This is a genomic window from Neobacillus sp. PS3-40 (genome assembly GCF_030915485.1).
Taxonomy (GTDB): Bacteria; Bacillota; Bacilli; order Bacillales; family Cytobacillaceae; genus JAUZPL01.
Genome location: NZ_CP133266.1, coordinates 3604210 through 3627785, shown reverse-complemented (window position 1 = coordinate 3627785; position 23576 = coordinate 3604210). Strand labels below are relative to the sequence as shown.

Genomic DNA, 23576 nt, shown 5'->3' with positions numbered 1-23576 from the left:
CTAAAACTATCTCATGCAGGAAAACCTATTGAGACAAGCCCTTACTTAAGCTTATGCACCGCTTCAATAAAAATGTCTCCCCTGACTTCAAAAGTTTTAAATTGATCCCAGCTTGCACATGCAGGAGATAACAAAATCACATCACCTGGCTCCGAATGTTGAAAAGCAACAGGCACAGCCTTTTCAACATTATCGACACGCTCGATCATTTTTATTCCAACATCCCTGCCAACTCGCTCAATTTTTGGAGCTGTTTGGCCAAATGTAATTAATGCCTTAACATTTTTCAAATAGGGAATAAGTTCATCAAACTCGTTGCCCCGATCAAGCCCACCTGCCAGCAGAATAACTGGTTGTTGAAAAGCGGCTAAGGCATTTACAGTTGCTAAAATATTAGTCGCTTTTGAGTCGTTATAAAATTTTCGTCCATCCTTTTCGGTTACGAATTGCAAACGATGTTTTACACCTGTAAACGATCGTAACACTTCCTGAATAGCATAGTTTTCCACACCTGAAAGCTTTGCAGCAGCCATAGCAGATAAAATATTTTCTAGGTTATGTGTTCCTGGGAGTACAATCTCACTGATTTGCATGACCTTTTCTCCATTAAAGCAAATCCAGCCATCCAAAACATATGCCCCTTCATTCAACACCTGCTTTGTGGAAAAAGGCACAATCGTTGCATTCGAATTACGAGCAATTTCCATTACTTCCTGTTGCTCTGAATTCACAATTAAAAATTCCGCAGAAGTTTGGTTTTTCGTAATATTTGCTTTTGCATCTATGTATTCCTTTTTTGTTCCATGGTAATCCAAATGGGCATCATATAGATTTGTGATAATAGCAATTTTCGGGTTAAACGTATTAATCCCCATTAGTTGGAAAGAAGATAACTCAATAACAATGGTATTCTCATTGGTTGCATGTTCTGCTACACCTGAAGCAACTTTACCAATATTACCGGCAATAAGCGGGTGTTTTTCTCCACTATTCAACATTTCATGAATCAATGTAGTTGTGGTGGTTTTTCCATTTGTACCAGTAATAGCAATGAATGGAGATTCTGAAATTTCATAGGCAAGTTCTACCTCTGTTATTACCGGAATTCCCTTTTCAAACGCCCCAACGATCATTGGGTTACTGTATGGAATCCCAGGATTTTTTACAATCAGTTCAAAGCCTTCTTCAAGAAGCTCAACGGGATGTTCACCACATATTACTTTTATACCTTCTTCAAGCAACCCTTGCGCTTCTGGATTTTCTGATAAAGGCTTTTTATCATTTACTGTAACAAATGCACCTAGTTTATGGAGAAGAGCCGCAGCAGTTACCCCGCTTTTGGCTAATCCTAGTACAAGTATTTTTTTATGATGATAGGTTTCAATCTGTTTCAATTACATCCACACCTCGATATAAATTCCTAGTATCGCAAACAATAAACCAACACTCCAAAAAGTAACGACAACTCTCCATTCAGACCAGCCACTAAGTTCATAATGATGATGCAGTGGACTCATCCTGAAAATCCTTTTTCCCGTCGTCTTAAAGGAGATAACTTGCAAAATGACAGAAAGTGTCTCGATTACAAATACTCCGCCAATAATAATCAATAAAATTTCTAACTTTGTTAAAATGGCAATTGTTGCAATGGCACCTCCAAGTGCAAGCGAACCAGTGTCACCCATAAACACTTTAGCAGGATGGGCATTAAATACGAGAAAACCTAAAACGGCTCCAACAACTGCCACTGAGAAAATAGCCACTTCAAATTGCGATTGATTCCATGCTAACACTGCATAAGCACCAAATGCAATTGCAGCAGTGCCAGATACTAATCCATCTAGACCGTCCGTAAGATTTACTGCATTTGAAAATCCTACAAGCCAGAAAATAACAAAGAACAGGTAAAACCAGCCTAAATCTATTGAATAGCCTCCAAAGGGTAAGGTAACTTCTGTCGAAAAACCGCTTTGTTTATAAATTAAATAAAAAACAATCGATATAATAATTTGCCCCAAAAGTTTCTGCTTCGAGGTTAGTCCTAAATTCCTTTTCATTACCACTTTAATAAAATCATCAAGAAATCCTAATACTCCAAAGCCAAATGTAACTAGAAGAAGTAAATACGTCTTTACTGTTGGTTCAGCAAACTTCCCTGTCATTACAAGAGATGTAATAATGATAGAAAATAAAATCATAATTCCGCCCATTGTGGGTGTTCCAGACTTCTTTTGATGAGATTTAGGACCTTCTTCCCGAATGCTTTGTCCAAATTTCAATCTTTTTAAGAAAGGAATAAATATGGGAGAAAACAAAACTGTAATAAGAAAGCCCATTAAGATTGTGAAAAAAAGAGCTTGCTCCAGCATTTTATCCCCTCCTTTCATTGCTGAATTGATTAGTTGCTAATCTCTCTTTAATCATCACAGCTATATCATATGTTTTTTCATTTTTGTTAAGAAGTTTTTTATTTAAAAAAAGAAATTTTGTGATATTCATTTTCCTATTTGATTCTCCAATTTTGTAAATTCATATTTTTCAGGTGAATTGTTTCTCTTCAATTGCAATTCTTGCAACCAACCGATCGTCAAAATCATAAACATGGCTACCGATTATCTGGTATGTCTCATGGCCTTTTCCAGCAATTAAAATAACGTCTCCTGCTGACGCACTATGTATTGCAGTCAAAATCGCTTCTTTCCTGTCAGGAATAACCAAATACTTTTTATCCTGTACGCCAGCTTCCATTTCTTTCAAAATCTCCAGTGGATCCTCGCTTCTTGGATTATCAGAAGTAAAAATTGGATCTGTCGCATATTGACAAGCTATTTGGGCCATTAATGGACGTTTAGTACGATCTCTATCTCCTCCACAGCCAATTAAAACAAATATCTTTTTCTTTGCAAATTGTTGAATGGTTTTCAAGACATTTTCAAGACTATCTGGTGTATGAGCATAATCTACGATAACACTAAAATCCTGTCCAGCGTCTATTAATTCAAATCTACCAGCAACACCTTTGACGCTTTCAATAGAACGAATAATGTTTTTGATAGGTATTCCTGAAACGTAAGCTGTAGCCATACTAGCTAATACATTATACACACTAAATTTGCCAATTAGCTGCATTTGTACAGAATATTGACTTTCAGCCAATAGTAAATCAAACGTTGTACCATTTGGTGACATTTGAATATTTTTAGCTTGAAAATCAGCCTTATTGTCAATTCCATATGAAACAACATGAGCAGCAGTTGATTTTTCAAATACCACTGAAGCAGGATCATCTACGTTCAACACTGCAAACTTTGGATGTTGCAGATCAAACGAATTTCCTAGTTGGGAAAATAATAGTCCTTTAGAGCGCTTATATTCTTCCATTGTAATATGATAATCCAGATGATCTTGGGTTACGTTAGTTAAGACAGCTACATTAAAATCGCAACCATGGACTCTTCCCAGATCCAACGCATGTGAAGAAACTTCCATAACTGCTGAATCCACTTTTACGTCAACCATTTCCTTGAATATCTTTTGAAGGGTCATACTTTCAGGTGTTGTATTTTTTGTTTCAAGTATTTCGTCTCCAATTTTTGTGTACATGGTTCCAATTAAGCCCATTTTCTTCCCAGCATCGACAAGAATCTTTTCAATTAAATGACTTGTTGTCGTTTTTCCATTTGTGCCTGTTATTCCAATTAAATGGAGGTTTTTCGTTGGATTTTCATAAAAGCCAGCAGCAATAACCGCCATTGCTCTTTTTGTATCTTTTACAACGAAAACAGGAACATTTAATGGCAATGGATGCTCTGCTAGAATGGCAACTGCCCCTTTTTCCACAGCTGCATCAGCAAAATCATGTCCATCCACTGTATATCCCTTAATACAAATAAACAAGCTCCCTGATTGTACTTTTCGATTATCATTTTCAACCGAAGTTATCTCCGGATTTTCACCCGAAAATGGGATTAACGGATGCAAATGGTTAAGTAGCTCTTGTAATCTCACCTTTTTTCAAATCCTCTCATTACTTAACATGGGTCTTTTACCGGATCAAGGACCACAATAACACCCCAATTGATGCAAGTTCCACCTTATTTTACATGAAATAAAACGAAACTTCCATAAGTGGGCAGTTGTTTTTCATTGTTAGATTTTTTTGTTAAGTTCAGAAAGAAAAATAGAGCGACAGAATAAATTCTGATCGCCCTAATGAAGAGAATCTTTAGCGACCCGCTTAGCCCTCGGCAAGCCAATTGCGCTAATCATTTTTAACGTTACCCTAATCTTTGGTATCAAAGTAAAGTCTAATTTTCGAGCCTTCTTTTACCTTTTGCCCGGCTTCTGGTGATTGCCTGACGATGACATCCCCTTTTCCACTTGCATCAATTTTAAGGTTAACCATTTGATCGAGTAGTTCATCTTTGGTCAATCCAATCAAATTAGGGACCTTAACGAGAGGAATATCATAAAAGTTCTTTTTCTTTTCAATTTGATTTTTCCTTGGTTGCACACCTAGAGCACGCAACGAATCCCCCATAATATTGCCAACGATAGGAGCTGTTATTTGACCCCCAAATTGAACGACACCCTTTGGATTATCAACAGCAACATATACAACAAGCTGCGGATCATCTGCAGGAGCAAAGCCAATAAAGGAAAGAATATGATTGTTCTCCAAATATCTCCCGTTTTGAGCCTTCTGGGCTGTACCTGTTTTTCCACCAATTCGATAAGAATCAACAAAGGCCTTTCCGCCAGTTCCTTGAGCAACAACGCTCTCTAATGCTTCCCTTACCAGTTTCGATGTTTCCTCAGAAATAACACGTCTCTTTTCTTCAGGAGTATTTCTCATTACAACTTCCTTTGTAATGGGATCAATTAGTTCTTTTGCAATATAGGGCTTATAAAGAATCCCACCATTTATAGCGGCCGAAACTGCTGCGACTTGTTGAATTGGCGTAACCGAGACACCTTGTCCAAATGCAGTTGTTGCCAATTCTACCGGACCAACCCTACTTAACTTAAATAAGATCCCTGTTCCTTCTCCTTGTAAATCAATTCCAGTCTTCTGTCCGAAACCAAAATCCTTTATATATTTAAATAAGGTATCTTTTCCAAGCCTTTGGCCTAATTCAACAAAACCCGGGTTACATGAATTTTGGACGACCTGTAAAAAAGTTTCACTACCATGCCCGCCTCTTTTCCAGCATTTTAATCTGGCACCAGCTACTTTCACATAACCAGGATCATGGAATGTATCTTTTTCTAAATTAACCTTATTTTCTTGCAATGCAGCAGCAAGTGTAATAATTTTAAAAGTTGAACCTGGTTCGTATGTTGACCAGACAGGAAGGTTGCGGTTATAAACTTCTTGTGGTACATTTCGAAAATTTGCCGGATCAAAGTTTGGTCTACTTGACATCGCAAGTATTTCACCGTTTTTTGGATTCATTGCAATCGCAATAATGCCATCGGGATTCATCTTTGCCTGTGTGAGCTCAAGTTCTCTTTCTACAATCGTTTGAACTTTTGTATCGATTGTCAATTTTAGGTCAAGTCCATTTTTAGGGGGCTGGTAATCATCAGCCATATTTTTCATACGCTGATGTTTTGCATCTGCATAAAACTTTACTGCCCCTCTTTCCCCACTAAGCTCTTTATCATAAAAAAGTTCAAGACCCATTAATCCTTGATTGTCAACGCCAGCAAACCCTAGGACATGGGAAAGATAGTTGCCAAATGGATAATATCTTTTAGAATCTTCGCCAATATATACTCCGTCAAGACCAAAAGCCCTTATTTCTTTTGCCTTTTCGTGAGAAATTTTTCTTCCTTCTTTGATTGTTACCATTGACTCTTTTTTTGTTATATCCCTGTATGCCTTTTCTTTAGTCATATTCAATACAGATGCAAGCTTCTCTGCTGTTATGGCCGGGTCTTTGATTTGTCTTGGGACAACATAGACTGTCGGGGCACTAATATTTGTGGCTAACGCTACCCCATTTCGATCAACAATTTCTCCTCTTTGGGGCTCAAAAGGAATATTACGACTCCACAAGCCCTTTGCCCGATTTGTTAAATCATTGCCCAGTAAGAACTGTACATATCCAAGTCGAACATCAATGATCAGAAAAATTAGGATTCCAACGAACAAGGCAATCATTAACCGTTTACGGACGGTTACATTTGAAACACGCATAAGTGAACGATCCTCCTTTTATTGGTAGGTCGTTCATTTATATGCTTGTACTTATTTGAATAGAACGCCTAGGACAAAATGGTATTTAGACCATAACTTTGCCCGTTGATTTCTGCTCCGGGCAAAGTTATGGTCTAAAAACAAAAGGCATCGAGAGAACGTGCTCTCGATGCCTTTTTCGACAATCTGAAGTGCTAATTTTAATATCATTTAGCACTCAAAATATAGGTAGTTTGTTTTAATTCTTTTCTCAGAACGGAACCTGTCATTAGTCCTGAACTGTTTTATCATTATTTTTATCCTTTTGAGTTGTTCCCTTTAACTGTTGTTCGGGGATTGCTAGTTGAATGATTAAAAAATCCCCTTTTTTCAATGGAGTACCTGGTTTCATATTTTGTTTCATGACATAACCACTTCCACTGGTATTAAGCTTTACATCAGCTAATTTTGCCATTTTCATGACATCCCTTAGAGACCAACCAGTCATATCAGGTATTTTTATTGTCCCACTTGTTTTAATAAGGACTTTTTCCCCTTCAAGAATTGTTGTGTCTGCCTTTGGAAGTTGATCTTTTACCTCTGTTCCTGTTCCAAGAACAACGGACTCAAAACCTTTTTCCGAAAGACTTTTAACAACAGTTTGAGCAGATTTACCTGATAGGTTTGGTAATTTATTTGCTATTGCTTTTTCTTGTTTAGATGGTTGGATATTTAAATATTGTAAACTATTTTTCATCACGGGGTCGAAAACTTCTGAAACCGGGATGGAGCCTTTTGTATAATCATCAACTTCAGGTTGCTGAACAGCTACATAGACAATCAGTTTCGGATCATTTTTTGGGGCCATTCCTATGAATGAAAAAATATAGTTTTTAGCTCCTGTTAAATATCCTCCTGTTGGATCCGGTATTTGTGCTGTTCCTGTTTTACCAGCAACACTGTACCCTTCAATCTTGTACCTACTCCCTGTACCTTTCGGAGAAGTCACAACAGTCTCAAGAATATCACGGACCTTTTTTGCTGTGTCAGCACTGATTGGTGAAGAAACCACTTCTGGATTAAATTTTTTTTCGATTTCTCCCGTATCGTGGTTAACAATTTTTTCAATTATATTAGGTTTCATCATTTTCCCATTGTTTGCGACAGCTGTTGCGGCTTGTATTTGTTGAATCGGGGTTATCGCAGTTCCTTGACCAAAAGCAGTTGTTGCCTTTTCAATAGGATAATGAAAAAGGATTTTTCCAGTTGCTTCATCCGGAAGTTGAATTCCAGTTGGTCGATCAAAACCGAATTTTGTTAAGTAATCATGAAATCGATCAAACCCTAGCTTTTCATTGGCAATCCTTGCAAACGCAACATTGGAAGATCTCTGCACACCCTCCAAGAATGGAATACTTCCCCAACCTGAGTAATTCCAGTCATGAATTGCTTTACTTGTAGGTGTTACTTTATAAGTACCAGATTTATAGAGTTCATTTGGATTAAACACATTCTCCTGAACTGCAGCTGAAAGTGTGAAAACCTTCATTGTTGACCCGGGTTCAAACGATGTTTCAACCGCTTCATTATGCCAGCTCTTTTCAATCCCTTCCTTTGTTTTCGGATGGAATGTTGGCCGTTGACCCATTGCTAAAATATTGCCTGTTTTTGGATCTGCAACAATCACAATTATTTTCTTTGGTTTATACTCTCTATCTACCTTATCCATAGCATCCTCTAAAAATGTTTGGATTTTTTTATCTATCGTTAGATAAACATCCTTTCCATTTTGAGCAGGTGTTACTTTGGGTTTGTCATCAGGGAGTAAATAGCCCCAGAGATCACTTTCATAATTAATTTTCCCATTATAACCTGTTAAATATGAATTTAACGTTTTTTCTATTCCCATTTTTCCTACCGATTTATAGGAACCATCTGTTTGTTCTACCCGATCTGCATAACCAACAAGATGAGAAGCAAAAATTCCATTTGGATAGAAGCGCTTGGAATCACGGACAAATGTAATTCCAGGAAGTTTCAATTCTTCAATTTTCTTTTTCGTTTCAAAGGAAATATCTCTTCCTTCTTTACCAAATTCGACTTGAAACTGTCCCTTTTTCGTGAGTTTTTCATAGATTTTTGACTCACTCATATGAATGTATTCTGCTAGTTTTTTTGCCGTTCTTTCCGGATTTACAACATGCTGTGGGTTTTTTGGATTTGTAGTCATCTTTTTATCGAGAATAGCAATGAGTGAATAAGAAGCCGTATCCTCTGCTACGATCTCTCCATTTCGATCAAAGATAGTACCTCTTGCTGCTTCCAAAATTCCTTCCCTACTATGCTTTTGCAGCGCTTTCGCCGCTAAAGGCTGCCCGCCTACCTCTCCAGTTATTTCAATAGAAAAATACCTATAGAGCAATATAAAAAAGAGCAGGCTGAAAATAACAAACAACATCACTGCTCCAACATTCATATATGGTTGTTTCTTAATCATTTTTATTGCACAACCTTAACATTATTTTCATTTAGGACAAGACCCATTTTCTTCGCTTTAGTTAAGATACGCTCGTATGTACTTAATTCACTTACTTGAACGTTTAGATCACTATTCACCTTTTGCTGTTCTTTAATCGAAGATTGGACTTCCTGAATCTGTTTATTTACTTTATAAATATCCGCTTGATTAGAAATAATGTGGATAGCTCCAAAACAAACCATCCCAGCAAATGCTAATCCCAACACTTTTTCTCCAGGCGATAGCCAAAATGCATTTTTCTTTTCAGATCTATGTTGTTTTTGAACTTCATTATGCCTTTCTTGTTGTTGTTGCTGAAGATTTCTAGCAAGATTGCCCATTCTTTCCCCTCCTGAAAATAATCTATTGTTTTTCTGCAATACGGAGCTTTGCAGATCTTGCACGGTTGTTATGCTCCAATTCTTCCTCTGATGGAACAATTGGTTTACGCGAAATCAACTTTAAAACAGGCTTGTACTCTTCTGGTATGATCGGAAGACCACGTGGTAAATCAGGCATTTCACTTTCCTTTTTAAAAGCAGCTTTACAAATTCTATCCTCTAAAGAATGAAAGGTAATAACACTTATTCTTCCACCTTTATTCAGCAATTCTATTGCTTGTTGTAATGATTGCTCAAATACAGCTAACTCATCATTTACAGCAATGCGTATCGCTTGAAAAACACGCTTTGCCGGATGTCCGCCCTTCCTTCGGGCAGGTGCCGGAATCGCTTCTTTAATCAATTCAACAAGTTCACCAGTTGTTTCGATTGGCTTTATCTCTCTTGCTGCTTCAATTTTTCGGACAATTTGTTTAGAAAATTTTTCCTCACCATATCGGAAAAAGATGCGAACTAAATCCTCGTATGACCAATGGTTAATCACATCAAATGCTGAGACGCTTGCATCAGAATCCATTCTCATATCTAGTGGTGCATCATGATGGTAGCTAAATCCCCTTTCGGGAGTATCAAGCTGTGGAGAAGAAACACCGAGATCATATAAAATCCCGTCCACTTTCTGTATTCCTAAATCCTCAAGCTCTTCTTTTAAATGTAAAAAGTTACTCTTTATTAGGGTTAATTGTTCACTATAACCTGATAATTTCTCTTTTGCATGGGCAAGAGCTGTTGAGTCTTGGTCAAAAGCAAATAATTTCCCATGTTCACCAAGCTTGGAAAGGATACGAGAACTATGTCCTGCCCCACCTAATGTGCAATCAACATATATACCATCTGGTTTTATATTTAATCCATCTACAGCTTCTTCTAACAATACAGTTGTATGTTCAAACATTCTTTTCACTCCAATCGAAAGACATATAACAGAATTATACTAAGATAACTTTCCCATTATATATCAAACCCAATCATATTTTCAGCAATTTCGGCAAAGGATTCTTCTGACTGAATGAAATAGTCTTCCCAAAGTTGCTCGCTCCAAATTTCAATTCGATTGGAAACACCTATTATGACACATTCCTTTTCTAATTTTGCATATTGAAGTAATGGTGCAGGGATATTGATTCTCCCTTGTTTATCAAGCTCACTTTCAGTAGCACCGGAAAAGAAGAATCGTGTAAAGGCACGGGCATCCTTTTTTGTTAGCGGCAAGCCTTTCAGCTTTTCCTCTATAAGTTTCCACTCAGTTATTGGGTAACCAAATAAACATGCGTCAAGACCACGTGTGATAACAAACATTTCTCCTAAATCTTCACGAAATTTAGAAGGGATGATCATTCGGCCTTTATTATCAATGCTATGATGGTATTCACCCATGAACATACCCATTACCCCCACATTCTATTTAGAATGTACCACATCTCCCCACTTTCCTCCACTTATTTTTTACAATTATTTGATTTATACAACTTAAACTCCTTTCTGATTAGCTTAAAAAAGAAAAAACTTCACACAAATGGCGAAGTTTTTTACACTTTTATTATTTTATGGCTTCCATCAAATATATAAGGTAATTCCATTAAATCTTTCGTAAGATTTGGGCCATACTGATTAAGATAATAAAATACATTCCAAATTCTTTCCTGCGGAAATCCATCCGGTCTTAAAGAAAGAGCTATTCGATCAAATTTATTTAGCGTGACTTCATGTTTTCTATTCGTTGATTCTTCTAATTTCATCTCCATAAAATCAATTTGCTTCATAAGAAAAGTTTCATTCTTCTTCAATAACGGAAGAAGTCCTTTATCAAGCAAGTTTGTTTTTTCTTCAATAAGACTATACTGTGCCAATAATTGTTCCTTTGTGCTTAAAAATAATTCCTCTACATCTTTGTTCTTAATGGACTCGAGAAATTGTTCTCTTTCTACATTTGTACCTCGAGTTAAAACATCTGCAACTTGCAGATTCAATTCATTTAAATCCGTTTCTATTGAACGATCAACAAGTGTAATATTTAAACGCGGGACAATTGGCGGCATCTTCATGCCAAAATGTTCAAATACAAGTTTTAATTCTGCCCAGTAGGAAATTTCACCTGGCCCTGCAATAAACGCAATTGTTGGAAAAAGCCATTCTTGAGTTAATGGTCTCGTAACAACATTATTACTTAGTTTTGAGGGATCATTATTCGCAATATCCACTAACTCATCTTTTGTAAAAGAAATAGCACCGTTTTTCCCCACAAAATGATCTGTAAGGCGATCAAATTCCAACAAAATACGTTCATTAAACCTATGATCATAATAAAAAAGGTTTGCAGCTTGTTCATTTGTCTCAATCGTAATCGGAAATCCCTTTTTGCTAATTTGCTTTTGCTGCTCGATTAGAGAATTGGTTATGGAATCATGGTGATGGATTTGTTGCACCAATATCTCTTTTTCTAGAATACGAAGGCTATTATTCCCAGAGTCAACTATGAGAAGTCCATAATCTTTAAAAAGTTCCATAATGATATTGGCAAAAAAATCAACAAACGTCTTTGATTTTTCAATTTGGTTTCGAACAAAATCTAAAAGAAGATTAGTATGGTTTGTTTCACCAAAGTTTTCTATTAGGTTTTGTGCCCATGATAAACAAGTTTCCTTATTTAATTCGATGTTTGAAACCATTTTCTTCTGTAACATTTTTTCAGGATAAATCCATTTATCTACTCTTTGTTCCATTGGAATAAAAACATGATTGACCTCTTGATAATCATGATCTTCACCTGCAATCCAAAAAACAGGGACAACTGGGATACTCAATTCTCTCTCTTTTTTCTCGGCTAATTTAATGATCGAAATTACCTTATGTAATGTATAAAGGGGACCAGTCAGTATTCCTGCTTGTTGCCCGCCAATTACGACAACACTATTCGGTTGTTTCAATTTTTCAATTGACTTCTTTACAAATTCAGAAGAAGGAAATCCTTCCATAAAATCCTCAATATGTTGAGCAACCTTTTCGCGAGGAAACGTTCTATTCTTCAATTCCGCTACCCGATCCCAATCAGCGGATGATTGTTCAAAACGATAATGAAAAAAAGGTTGAATATCATCAGATTGCTTCAAATAATTTGAGGCAAACCGATTTGTTGCTGGTAAAGAGAGATTAAAAATCTCCATTTATTGACTTCCTTTCTTAAACCACAATATTCTATTCGAGTATAGCATTAATAGCTATATTTAGAAAAAACTTTGCTCTGGAATTAGTATATTAAATAATCGCTAACACTCTCTGAATTAGACCAAGCAAAGTAAGCGTAAAATAGGCAAGAAAAAACACTAAGAAACTACACCGCCAGAACCCCCGAAGGACATTTAAAAAGATAATTTCCTTTTTAATTTTCCAATGTACGATCACGAAGGCCAAAGCCAATACAAGCAAAAATAAGATAATTAACCAAAAAAGGGATTTCTCCCAAATAGTTATGATTAAAAAGTGTACGGCAAAAATAAAAAAAATAGTCGTGTAATCTAGTGCTCTATGTAAAGATTTTCGATGATTTTTCGTTCGTTTTTTTATAACAAAATATGTAGTAAATAATCCTATTAGTGGCATGGTTATTAAAAATGCAATAATTGATGTGAATATCGCAATCAACATTCCTCCCCCTTTTCAGCCTCTTTTCCTTTCACTAAATTGTTAAAAGTTGTAATGAGCGGAGTATTCTTTTCTTGTTTTTCTGCTTCTTCAATTAAAAATCCTAAAATGGCTTCTACTTCTGTTTTTCGCCCCATCTCAATATCTTTTAACATGGAAGATCGATTATCAGCAGTATTTTCACAAACCGTAATGATTTTCTGCAAGTAGACTTGTGGGTTTTTTAAATTTAATACACAGGAGATTTCCCCAAAAAAACTTTCTAATGTCATAAAATAAAAAGGATTGCTTATTAGTTCTCCATTTTTCACTTTGAGAATGGCTGATAAAGGATTAATAACTGCATTAACAATTAATTTATTTACTAGCATCTCAAAATAATTTTCCTGGATAGTAACCGGAAATTCAGAAGGAAACTTTGTTGCTATCTGGGATAAATACTCCCTATCGCCTCGGTAGACTGCAAGATTTATTGCCCCACCCCCGTTATGTCTAACCGTTATAGTATTGTCTTTAGAAGCTCCATGCTCAACAGATCCAACAAAAATATTATTCGCATTAACGAACGAGAGCTGCTTTAAGTGCCCCATTCCATTTTGCAAAAACAAAAGATTTTTTTTACAATTATTAATCTTATTTATTTTCTCAATAACAATATCAAGTTGATATTGTTTCACAGCAACCACGGTCAAATCTTCATTATCTACCCATTCATCTACCTGTAGGGCATGAACCGGAATCAGCAATTGCTGTTTGTTTTCAATCAAAATGATGCCGCCATTTTTCGTAATTTCATTGGCTTGTTCACGGGTTCTAGTAAAGACTGTAACAGAAAACGCTTTACTTAAGTGTGATGCAAATAATAGACCTATTGACCCAGCACCAATTATTCCTATTTTTTTCATAAATAAATCCCTCATTTTTCATCATTAGTCTTATTTTATCAGAAGGAACCGACTGTTGGTATCTAAAGAAAACTCACCGATTGACAAGCCCCTAAGGGCGATGACAGAGGTGTAGTTGCACTTATGCGCTAGCAGAATTTATGGATATAAATTCTGATTAGCTAAAGAAAACTCACCGATTGACAAGCCCCTAAGGGCGATGGCAGAGGCGTAGTTGCACTTATGCGCTAGCAGAATTTATGGATATAAATTCTGCTTAGCTAAAGAAAACTCGCAGGTTAGCTTGGAAATGTACAAAAAACCCCCTTTCGGTTTAAAACGAAAAGGGATTTTTGTTTAAACTGGATAGACTGGATGCTTCCTTACACTAAAGATTACTTCTTTCGTTTGATAGTAGTGAAAACGGCTAATTAATACCTCTCTTAGTTCTGCCGGGGCAACGATTTCATCTACTATAAGATCTGATGCAAGTTTGTAAATATCAATATGCTCTTTATATTCTTGATGTTTCATTTGTATAAACGCCAGTTTTTCCTTTGGATCTTCAATATCGTTTATTTTGTTTGAATAAACAGCATTGACTGCTGCTTCAGGGCCCATAACGGCAATTTGAGCAGTTGGAAGTGCAATACAACAGTCTGGTTCAAAAGCGGGGCCAGCCATCGCATAAAGCCCTGCACCATATGCTTTCCTTACAATAACAGATATTTTCGGAACCGTTGCTGAACTCATTGCGGCGATCAGTTTTGCACCATGTCGAATAATCCCTGCTCGCTCGACTTTTGTGCCAATCATAAATCCTGGTACATCGGCAAGGAATAGTAATGGAATATGAAATGCATCGCATAATTGGATAAATTTCGCCCCTTTATCAGCAGAATCAACAAACAGTACTCCACCTTTTACTTTAGGCTGATTGGCAATGATCCCAATTGCTTTTCCATCTATTCTTGCCAATCCTGTAATTAGTTCGGGTGCAAACAATTTTTTTACTTCAAAAAAACTTTCATCATCAATCAACGCATCAATACATTCATACATATCAAAAGGAGCATTTTGATTTACAGGAATGATAGCTTCTAATTCACGCCCTGGTCTTGGCATAATACTTGTAAGCGCTTTCGTTTTTTCTGTAAAATTAGCTGGAAAATAACTAATATAGTTGATAGCTGCTTCTATTGCCTCTTTTTCATTTTTGACTAGAATGTCACCACAACCGCTAACGGTACAATGCATCCTCGCCCCACCCATTTCTTCAAGTGTTACTTTTTCGCCAATTACCTTTTCAGCCATTCGTGGTGACCCTAAATACATCGAGGCATTTTGATCAACCATAATAACAACATCACAAAATGCTGGTATATATGCCCCACCCGCTGCAGATGGACCAAACAATAAACATACTTGGGGAATCATGCCTGAAAGTTTTACTTGATTGTGAAAAATCCTTCCTGCCCCGCGTCGATTTGGAAACATATCTAATTGGTCAGTAATTCTTGCTCCTGCAGAATCGACAAGATAGAATAAAGGGACTTTTAGTTTTTCAGCCACTTCTTGAATACGAATGATTTTTTCCACTGTTCGAGCTCCCCATGAGCCTGCCTTTACAGTAGAGTCATTTGCCATCACACAAACTGTCTGCCCATTCACCTTTCCAATAGCTGTAACAACGCCATCTGCAGGTAAATCCTCTGAATGGACGTTTGCAAATTTTCCATCCTCTTCATATTTACTTTCATCAAAAAGTAAGGCTAGTCGATCTCGGACAAATAATTTATTTTGCTCTTTTAACTTCTCATGATATCTTGGATGCCCACCAGCTTCTATCTTCTCTCGTTTTGTTTGTAAATTTTCATTTAATATATTATTCATTGTCAAACAAACTCATCTCCCATAAGGTGGTGAGCAGATCTGAACTCTAGCTTCACCTAATTTGTTATAAAAAAAATATATTCAGTTATGATTGGTTAGAAATATCGATTCACTTTTTTAGGCAACTCGCGCTCTCTACTTTATCAAAGCTACTCTTATTCTAATTCCAATAAGATATCTCCTTCATTGACAAAGTCACCAATTTTAATTTTCAATTCCTTTACAACTCCTTGAATTTCGCTTTCAATTGGAATCTCCATCTTCATTGATTCAAGCATCAAAACTTCTTGTCTCTCCTCAACTTTGTCACCATTTGAAACAAATATATTAAAAACAGTCCCGGCCATCGTCGCAGTTATTACTTTCATCTTTTAACACTCCTATTCTTATTTTAGTTTTATTTGGCTCTGTGCGTTAACTCTGTTGATTATTGGCTCATTTTAGCCATAAGTCTATTATTCAAAATATTATTTAACAAAGCCTTTATTTAAAAAACCAGTAGTATATGAACCTTTCTGAAAATCTTCATCATCTAAAATATTTTGGAACAGTGGTACATTGGTTTTGATCCCTTCAATTTGTAAATTTCCAAAGAAATTCTTAGCTTTCAATAATGATTTCTTTCTTGAATGCTCATGGAATATACACTTTGCAATCATCGGATCATAAAACGGAGTGACTGTTCCTTCTTCTTCATATCCAGAATCAATTCTGATCCCATTTGTATCGCCCCAGTTCAATTTACTAATTTTACCAGGAGATGGCAAAAACCGAACCGGGTCTTCTGCATAAAGTCGGAATTCAATTGCATGTCCCATGGATTGAATCTCAGGTTGCAATAAGGGCAATTTCTCACCTCTCGCAACAAGAATTTGCCATTGAACAAGATCAATGCCAGTTATTTGTTCTGTAACGGGATGCTCTACCTGAAGTCTTGTATTCATTTCAAGAAAATAAAAATTTTGATTTTCATCAACAATAAATTCTATTGTGCCAGCATTAGAATAATTTACTGCCCTTGCAGCTTTAATGGCTGTTTCATAGAGTCTTTTCCTAGCTTCCTCAGAGAGAAACGGCGAAGGAGATTCCTCAATTACCTTTTGATGCCTTCTTTGAATAGAGCAATCCCTTTCAAACAAGTGAACAACATTTCCATAAGAGTCCCCAAACACTTGGACCTCTATATGCCTTGCATTCGGGATATACTTTTCAATAAATACTTCATCTGAACCAAAATAGGACATAGCTCTCGCCTTTGTTGAAGCAAATGATCTCATTAACGCCTGATCATTTTCACAAAGTACCATTCCGATTCCACCACCACCGCTACTTGCCTTTAACATAACCGGGTATCCAATAGAATCCGCAATACTTACTGCTTCTTCCTCAGTTTTAATACCGCTACTACCGGGTACAACTGGGACTCCTGCTTTTTCCATCATCATACGTGAAACAATCTTATCCCCCATAATTTCGATTGTCTTAGGATTGGGACCAATAAATATCACTCCAGCATTCGTTACATTTGAAGCAAATTCTGCATTTTCAGACAACAAGCCATAACCCGGATGGATTCCATCCACTTTTTCGCGCAATGCAGCTTCAAGGATCATATCTCCTTGTAAATAGGACTTATTAACTGGTGCCTCTCCTATATGAACAGCCTTTGTAGCAGCTTTAACAAATGGCATATCCCGATCTGCATCGGAATAGACCGCAATAGTCTCAATTCCCATTTCATGACAGGTTTTGATAATCCGTGAAGCAATTTCTCCTCGATTGGCAATTAAAATTTTTTGCACTCTATTTCCCCTTTCATTTCCCTTTACTCTTTCATAAGGTTTCTACAATACTTACTAATTTCCTGCATATTCAGAATTTAATTTTAATTATTAAAGAAGAATTTTTCCCTCTTTTGTTATATAATAAACATAATTCATTATATAAATATTAAAAATATTTTGCTAACTATGCTATTCATGATCAATTTGTTCTATACAATATAATGAAAGTACTTTCGAGGAGGCATTTATTTTGAAAATGAAAGTAGAAAAGCTAAAAGTAAATTTTAAGACATTGGAAGAATTTAAAAAATTTAAAGAGTATGGCATTCAAGAGTTGTCAATGCTAGAGGATCTTGAAGCCAATATTATTGAGGATGAGGGCAGCTCACCATTTTATGGCATCTATTTTGGAGACAAACTAGTGGGCAGAATGAGTCTTTATCAAGTTGAAGCAAAATTTGACCGTTACTTTTCACCTCCACAAAATTATTTTGAATTGTGGAAGCTTGAGGTATTACCGCAATATCGAAACAAGGGATTTGGGAAAACACTTGTTGATTTTGCCAAAGGCTTTGGCTTACCAATAAAGGCCAATCCAAAAAATCAATCCAGCATTTTTTGGGAAAAAATGGGCTTCACGCCCGTTGAGTATGAAATGGAACGCGATCTCGGTGAAAATCCACTTGTTTGGACTCCTGATGGTGCCAGCGCTCAATAATTTTCGCAGACCATAGGGACTATTGTTTTCTCTAGCTAGACTAAGCAATATAAAAAGCGGACGAAAATGTCCGCTTTTTTTGCGTTTATTCGACTTTTTCATTTTTCATTTGGTATTTCACTTTTTGCAGGCGATCTTCTTCCTTAAGAACGACCATTTTTCTAGCCCTTTCCATGATCTCAATTAAGGAGTGGTAGTCCTCTTCAATTGCTTTTATATTTTTTTCAAGTCTTTCATTTTCTGCAGAAAGATAAAATGTCTTTTTTTCCAACTCTTTTATTTTCTCAAAGGATTTTTCTTTATCTTCTTGAACACTGGAGGAAATCTCAGCTTTTTTCTGAAGTCCTTTTAAAAAGTTAATAACGACATCAAATGTCATTGGTCCATTTTGAATCTCTTCATACTTGAACGATTCTTCCCTTAAATCGACCTCTTTTGGTTGATCAAAGTCAGAAACATTTGATTGTTTCTTTAAATCTTTACGCTGCTTCTTTGATAGTTCAATACCTGATTTATATTGTTTTCGAACATATGAATTCCAGCGGAAGCCACAGGCAGCTGAGGTTCGGGAAAGTTGTTTCCCTACTTCTTCAAAAGCTTGCAATTGTGTTCCACCTTCTCTTATATGCCTAAGGACAATTTCTGCAAGTAACAAATCTTCATCCTGAGTCCATGCATCTTGACGAGTAGGTGACATTCATTATCCCTCCTAGTGTTTTTATTCATACATATGCATCTACTAGAAAAGATAGACTTATATCACCATACTGTTTTATCTTTATTCTGATTTTAGGGAGAAACGAAGTCCGTCAAAATAGGGAGTATGTCGCTTTAAAACAGTAGATCATTAGAAATAAAAAATTATGTATGTTTCTTATTCATGAATTTTTTAACATACGAATGATGTGCTTCACCTTCCCACAATCCAGCACAAGTCCTTACCTCTTCTTCAATTCTTTCACGAAGCTTGGTTTGGGTCCATTTTCGAATCCATATATTTTTATAGGATTTCAATACATTTTGATCACGAGATAAAAGGTTCCCCAGGAATTCTTCACAAGCTTTAATAGGAGTTTCTTCAAATAGATCATCAATAAACCCATTTATTAGAAGGTGTTCTACAGGTTGTATTTCTGCTTCCATTAGTAGTTTCATCGCATTTGAAACCGTAAGTTTCTCTGCTAAAATAGTTCCCCCACCCCAACCCGTTGTAATAGCTTGCTTTCCTTGCACAAAGCCTGCTTTGATCCCTTTTTTAGCCAAGCGAAAATCACATGCGATTGCAAGCTCACAGCCTCCGCCAATTGCTATTCCATTCACCAAAGCGACTGTCGGCTTTGGTAAAGTTAGTAACGAGTAAAGAACATTTGACATTTTTGAAAGCATAGCATAGGCCTCTGTACTTGTTTCAAGGGAGTGAAAAACAGTTAAATCCCCACCTGAACAAAAAGCCTGATCACCACTACCCGTAATAACCAGTGCATTAATATCCGAGTCATTTGCGATTCGTATCGCTTCCTCTAGTCCTTGCATGACTTCATAATTAATAGCATTTCTTTTTTCATTTCTAGTTATCGTAAACAATAAATAACCTTTTTCCCGTCTCTCAATTGTATAAGCCACCCTAAAATTCCCCCAATTTAGACACTTGGCCCTTTTCCCACAACGACAAAAGCACAAGGAGCATTAAGCTCCTTGTGCTTTATATCTAATGGAAATTAGTCGTTAACTACTACAACTTCTTTTCCTTTGTATGTTCCGCAAGCTTTACATACGTGGTGAGTTAGTTTCATTTCACCACAGTTAGGGCATTCTACCATACCAGGAACACTTAATTTAAAATGTGTACGACGTTTTCTCTTTGCAGTTTTAGAAGTCCTTCTAAAAGGTACAGCCATTCTTCCCACCTCCTTAAAGATATTAAGAAAGTAATGAAGTCCAGAAATCTGACACTCCATTTTGCTTCTTATTTTTTCGATTATGAATCGGAAGAAGAATTATTGTCGTCAAAGAACTTTGCAAGACCAGCGAGTCTTGGATCAATTTTTTTAGACAATTCGTCTTCACGAACTACCTCCCAATCTTTTCCTGATTGTGGGGCAGCACCTTCACTATTGACATCATCACAAAAGACTTGCATTGGAACCTCAAGCAAAATAATTTCTCTAATTACAGGTGATAAATCAATGCAATCATCCTTAAGTTGATGCACTTCATCATCAGTCACATAGTCAGAATCTTGCAAGAGGAAAGTTTCAGTTGTTTCGACATTAATAGGATAGTTTACATCCACTAAAGTACGAGAACAAGGAAGTATTAAATGACCTTCTATTTTAAAATGAAACGTCACTCTCGTTGAATCAATATCCGCTCGACCCATTATATGAATCGGCGACACTTCCCGAATTGATGGATCTACTTGTTTAATCTCATCAACTCGAATCATTTCATCAAACGAAAAATCCTTGTTTCGATATTTTTGCAATTGACTTAATGTCCATTTCAATTCATTCACCTCAAGGCAACAAAGGTAATTATAGCTTTCGTATAATTTTTTGTCAATGTTTTTTCTTTACACCATTAAATTAGCAAAATTGATTTATTGATCTTGGTATTCATTTGCTAGTTTATCCAGTTTAAACAGTTAGCAAACATTTAGGCTAATGACCTAAATGTGCCTATTTATCAATGAGATAGGCTCGATATGATTTTATTGACATATTGTATAAGCATAAATAGAAAAAGAAGGTGATTAAATGCCCTATTCACAACCAATAATTATAGGTGTAGGCTACCCTGGCTATCCGTATTATGGTGGCGGAGGATACCATCATCCTTATGGATATTGGGGTGGAGGATACCATCATCCCCACGGATATCATGGAGGTTTCCATCATCATTGGCACCACGGTTATCCTCATCACTACCAAGGCTGGTATGGACATCCTTATTAATTTTGAATCACACCGTCAGGAGACAATAGAATTACCTATTGTCTCTTTATTCGTTTAGGTTTGAAGTTACTCCTTATTTTGGAAACTCTGCTATACTAGTTATACGAACAAACCAACGTTTTTCTTTTTGCAAATTATTGATGAAAATATTTTTTTGATAAAAACAATTTTTGGCTCATTCGTGTGAAAGCCTCGTTTCACACGCTTCATTAGCCTTTATATAAGGAGACGTAATCAATGAAGTCTGTTGGCGTAATTGTCGAGTACAACCCCTTCCATAACGGACACAGCTATCACTTAGAGGCTGCAAGAGCCCTTTCAAAAGCGGATGTAGTGATAGCCGTAATGAGTGGAGATTTTCTACAAAGGGGCGAACCCGCATTAGTTTCAAAATGGTACCGAACGAAAATGGCTTTACTTAGTGGTGTGGATATTGTTTTTGAATTGCCCTATTTATTCGCTACTCAAAAGGCTGAAGTATTTGCAAATGGAGCAATTTCCATTCTAGACGCTGCAGGATGTGATTCGCTTTGTTTCGGAAGTGAAAGTGGAAACACTCATTCCTTCCATAAAACAATAGAATTCCTGGATTCACATCAAGAATCCTATGAAGAAGAACTTCGAAAGTACATAAAAACAGGTGTTAGTTATCCAAAAGCCTTGTCAATGTCATTTGAACATTTGACCCATTCAGAGGAGCTTTTAAATTTGACAACACCAAATAATATTTTAGGTTTTCAATATATGAAATCCATTAAGAGACAAAACAGCTCAATTTTACCGCTAACATTTAAGAGAAAGAACGCCGAATACCATGATGAATCCTTTTCCTCCGAGACTATTGCAAGTGCGACAAGTATCCGAAAGGCGCTTTTTTCTGATGATTGCTCATCCGTTTCAATTGACCAATATGTACCCTCTACGACAAACAATCTTTTAAAAGAATACATACATCATTATGGAATTCTTCATCAGTGGGAGATTTATTGGCCATACTTGCAATTTCGGATCCTCCAATGTGATCCAATGGAACTGAAAGACATTTATGAAGTAGAAGAAGGAATAGAAAATCGGTTAATTGCAGCAGCTACAGAATCTAATTGTTTTCATGAATTTATGGAAAAGGTAAAAACAAAACGATATACAAGGACAAGGCTGCAAAGAATCTGCACACATATTTTAACAAATACTAAAAAAGCTGAAATGCAACAAAATCAAGAAAAGGCCACCTATTTAAGATTGTTGGGAATGACAAAAAAAGGTAAAGAATATCTTAATAAAACGAAACATCATTTTAGTTTACCCTTAGTTTCAAAAGTTTCCTCTTTTAAAAATGCTGAGATTAGACTTGATATTAAGGCGGCCAGAATTTATTCCTATGGCCTTACCATTAATTCAAAACATGAGCTTCTTCACCAGGAATATAGGCAGCCACCCATTTACATCGATTAAAGAAAACTCGCTGATTGGCGAGCCCCTAAGGGCGATGACAGAAGCGTAGTAGCCCTAATGCGTTAGCAGACTTTATGGATATAAATTCTGCTCAACTAAAAAAAGATGGTTATTTAACCATCTTTTTACTATTTTTAGGTAATTTCTCCAAGTATCGTACAGCCTCATTAAATGAATCGACAGGTATAATTTTCATTTTTGTATTAATTTCATTCCCTGCCTTTAACGCATCTCGGTAATTTGAATGCTTTGATCCTTTTTCATTTGGAGCAAAGAAAATTTGTGCCCCTGCCTTATTTGCAGCAATAATTTTTTGCTCGATCCCACCTATTGGACCGATAGTCCCGTCATCTGAAATCGTTCCTGTTCCTGCAATTTGATAGCCTTTTGTTAAATCCTCTTTTGTTAATTGATTATAGATTTCCAATGAAAACATGAACCCTGCTGATGGCCCGCCAATTTCATCTGTTTTTACTACCACATGTGGGCTAACGATGATTTCTTTGTCATCCACTAACGAAATACCAACACCCACCTTGCTCGGATCCTCCTTAAATTTAGCAACGTTTAGTTTTACATTTTTCGTTTGTTTGTTTCGCGAGTAGGTTAATGTTATCTGGTCGCCAGCATGTTTTTTAGCAACATATGAAATAAACTTTTCTGACGAAGGAAAAGTTCTTCCGTCCACTTTAAAAACTCTGTCGCCAGCCTGAAGCTTTCCATATGCAGGCATTCCAGGTAGCACATTTAATACGTAAATTCCTTTATATTTATAGTGAACTGGCTTTCCTGCTTTATGGTAGGCCACATCAATGGCATTCATTTTCGACCCTGACATTAGATATAGTTGCCTGACTGTATATTCTTTCTCTGTTTCTTTTTTGTATAAGATCTCATCAAGTGGATAGATTTCATCGTATTTACTTAGTTTCGCTCCCAAATAAGAATAAATATTTGCTCTTCCCATTCGTACAGTTGTTAACATAAAGTTACCTTTTTCAGGATACCCATTTTCAACCTTTATAATTGGCTTAAGCTCTTTCGCCATCCCAGGTTTTGAAACATAGTAAGGCAATGAATAAAATACTCCTCCGATTAAGATAAGGATGAGGAGAGAGAACGAAGCAAGATATATTTTTTTGCGCATTT

Annotated in this window: 22 protein-coding genes; 3 read left to right on the top strand and 19 right to left on the bottom strand. The window is 36.3% G+C overall.

Translation table 11 applies throughout. The features are described 5' to 3' along the window. Positions 1–41: 41 nt before the first annotated feature. The 14 genes from murD to RCG20_RS17670 form a co-directional block, all read right to left on the bottom strand. Positions 42–1394, bottom strand: a complete 1353-nt coding sequence (gene murD / locus RCG20_RS17735) for a UDP-N-acetylmuramoyl-L-alanine--D-glutamate ligase (protein WP_308181443.1) — start codon at positions 1392–1394, stop codon at positions 42–44. After that, a complete protein-coding gene (gene mraY, locus RCG20_RS17730; protein WP_308181442.1) occupies positions 1395–2369 on the bottom strand; it encodes a phospho-N-acetylmuramoyl-pentapeptide-transferase in 975 nt (324 codons plus the stop codon). It abuts the gene before it with no gap. 169 nt (positions 2370–2538) lie between these two features. Then, a complete protein-coding gene (locus RCG20_RS17725) occupies positions 2539–4008 on the bottom strand; it encodes a UDP-N-acetylmuramoyl-L-alanyl-D-glutamate--2,6-diaminopimelate ligase (RefSeq protein ID WP_308181440.1) in 1470 nt (489 codons plus the stop codon). 274 nt (positions 4009–4282) lie between these two features. Then, on the bottom strand, positions 4283–6202 hold the full coding sequence (locus tag RCG20_RS17720; RefSeq protein WP_308181439.1) for a stage V sporulation protein D: 1920 nt from the start codon (positions 6200–6202) through the stop codon (positions 4283–4285). 268 nt (positions 6203–6470) lie between these two features. Further along, positions 6471–8678, bottom strand: a complete 2208-nt coding sequence (locus RCG20_RS17715) for a penicillin-binding protein (protein WP_308181438.1) — start codon at positions 8676–8678, stop codon at positions 6471–6473. A gap of 2 nt (positions 8679–8680) precedes the next feature. Beyond that, positions 8681–9040 (bottom strand): cell division protein FtsL, encoded by a 360-nt coding sequence (gene ftsL, locus RCG20_RS17710; protein ID WP_308181437.1) that lies wholly within the window; start codon positions 9038–9040, stop codon positions 8681–8683. A 22-nt stretch (positions 9041–9062) separates the two neighbouring features. After that, positions 9063–9995 (bottom strand): 16S rRNA (cytosine(1402)-N(4))-methyltransferase RsmH, encoded by a 933-nt coding sequence (gene rsmH / locus RCG20_RS17705; protein ID WP_308181436.1) that lies wholly within the window; start codon positions 9993–9995, stop codon positions 9063–9065. A gap of 56 nt (positions 9996–10051) precedes the next feature. Then, positions 10052–10483 carry a division/cell wall cluster transcriptional repressor MraZ gene (gene mraZ / locus RCG20_RS17700; RefSeq protein ID WP_308181435.1) on the bottom strand — a complete coding sequence of 144 codons (432 nt, stop codon included), beginning with the start codon at positions 10481–10483 and terminating at the stop codon, positions 10052–10054. A gap of 146 nt (positions 10484–10629) precedes the next feature. Then, a complete protein-coding gene (bshC, locus tag RCG20_RS17695; RefSeq protein ID WP_308181434.1) occupies positions 10630–12264 on the bottom strand; it encodes a bacillithiol biosynthesis cysteine-adding enzyme BshC in 1635 nt (544 codons plus the stop codon). Between the two features lie 91 nt (positions 12265–12355). Next, complete coding sequence (locus RCG20_RS17690) at positions 12356–12742, bottom strand: DUF3397 domain-containing protein (RefSeq protein WP_308181433.1); 387 nt, start codon at positions 12740–12742, stop codon at positions 12356–12358. Further along, positions 12739–13647, bottom strand: a complete 909-nt coding sequence (locus RCG20_RS17685; RefSeq protein ID WP_308181432.1) for a 2-dehydropantoate 2-reductase — start codon at positions 13645–13647, stop codon at positions 12739–12741. Before RCG20_RS17685 ends, RCG20_RS17690 begins: the two co-directional genes overlap by 4 nt. Positions 13648–13983: 336 nt before the next feature. After that, positions 13984–15519 (bottom strand): acyl-CoA carboxylase subunit beta, encoded by a 1536-nt coding sequence (locus RCG20_RS17680; RefSeq protein WP_308184386.1) that lies wholly within the window; start codon positions 15517–15519, stop codon positions 13984–13986. Between the two features lie 155 nt (positions 15520–15674). Next, entirely contained in the window at positions 15675–15887 is a 213-nt protein-coding gene (locus RCG20_RS17675; RefSeq protein WP_308181431.1) for an acetyl-CoA carboxylase biotin carboxyl carrier protein subunit, read from the bottom strand. 99 nt (positions 15888–15986) lie between these two features. Continuing rightward, positions 15987–17321, bottom strand: coding sequence for an acetyl-CoA carboxylase biotin carboxylase subunit (locus tag RCG20_RS17670; protein WP_308181430.1), 1335 nt, complete (start codon positions 17319–17321; stop codon positions 15987–15989). A gap of 232 nt (positions 17322–17553) precedes the next feature. Here RCG20_RS17670 and RCG20_RS17665 point away from each other — a divergent pair, with 232 nt between their 5' ends. After that, positions 17554–18021, top strand: a complete 468-nt coding sequence (locus tag RCG20_RS17665; protein ID WP_308181429.1) for an N-acetyltransferase — start codon at positions 17554–17556, stop codon at positions 18019–18021. An 85-nt stretch (positions 18022–18106) separates the two neighbouring features. On the opposite strand, the gene RCG20_RS17660 is transcribed toward RCG20_RS17665, so the two are convergent. The 4 genes from RCG20_RS17660 to RCG20_RS17645 all read right to left on the bottom strand — a co-directional run bounded on the left by RCG20_RS17660 (position 18107) and on the right by RCG20_RS17645 (position 20527). Next, positions 18107–18718, bottom strand: coding sequence for an RsfA family transcriptional regulator (locus tag RCG20_RS17660; RefSeq protein WP_308181428.1), 612 nt, complete (start codon positions 18716–18718; stop codon positions 18107–18109). Between the two features lie 164 nt (positions 18719–18882). Continuing rightward, positions 18883–19644: an enoyl-CoA hydratase/isomerase family protein gene (locus RCG20_RS17655; protein WP_308181427.1), complete on the bottom strand. Its 762-nt coding sequence runs from the start codon at positions 19642–19644 to the stop codon at positions 18883–18885. A 95-nt stretch (positions 19645–19739) separates the two neighbouring features. Next, positions 19740–19919 carry a 50S ribosomal protein L32 gene (rpmF, locus tag RCG20_RS17650; RefSeq protein WP_308181426.1) on the bottom strand — a complete coding sequence of 60 codons (180 nt, stop codon included), beginning with the start codon at positions 19917–19919 and terminating at the stop codon, positions 19740–19742. A gap of 80 nt (positions 19920–19999) precedes the next feature. Further along, complete coding sequence (locus RCG20_RS17645; protein ID WP_308181425.1) at positions 20000–20527, bottom strand: YceD family protein; 528 nt, start codon at positions 20525–20527, stop codon at positions 20000–20002. 250 nt (positions 20528–20777) lie between these two features. On the opposite strand from RCG20_RS17645, the gene RCG20_RS17640 reads away from it, so the two are divergent. Both RCG20_RS17640 and RCG20_RS17635 read left to right on the top strand, forming a co-directional pair. Beyond that, positions 20778–20975, top strand: coding sequence for a hypothetical protein (locus RCG20_RS17640; RefSeq protein ID WP_308181424.1), 198 nt, complete (start codon positions 20778–20780; stop codon positions 20973–20975). A 237-nt stretch (positions 20976–21212) separates the two neighbouring features. Continuing rightward, positions 21213–22427 carry a nucleotidyltransferase gene (locus tag RCG20_RS17635; protein WP_308181422.1) on the top strand — a complete coding sequence of 405 codons (1215 nt, stop codon included), beginning with the start codon at positions 21213–21215 and terminating at the stop codon, positions 22425–22427. Positions 22428–22536: 109 nt separating this feature from the next. Here the strand turns inward: RCG20_RS17635 and RCG20_RS17630 are convergent, their stop codons facing one another. Then, complete coding sequence (locus RCG20_RS17630) at positions 22537–23574, bottom strand: SepM family pheromone-processing serine protease (RefSeq protein WP_308181421.1); 1038 nt, start codon at positions 23572–23574, stop codon at positions 22537–22539. Positions 23575–23576 lie beyond the last annotated feature (2 nt).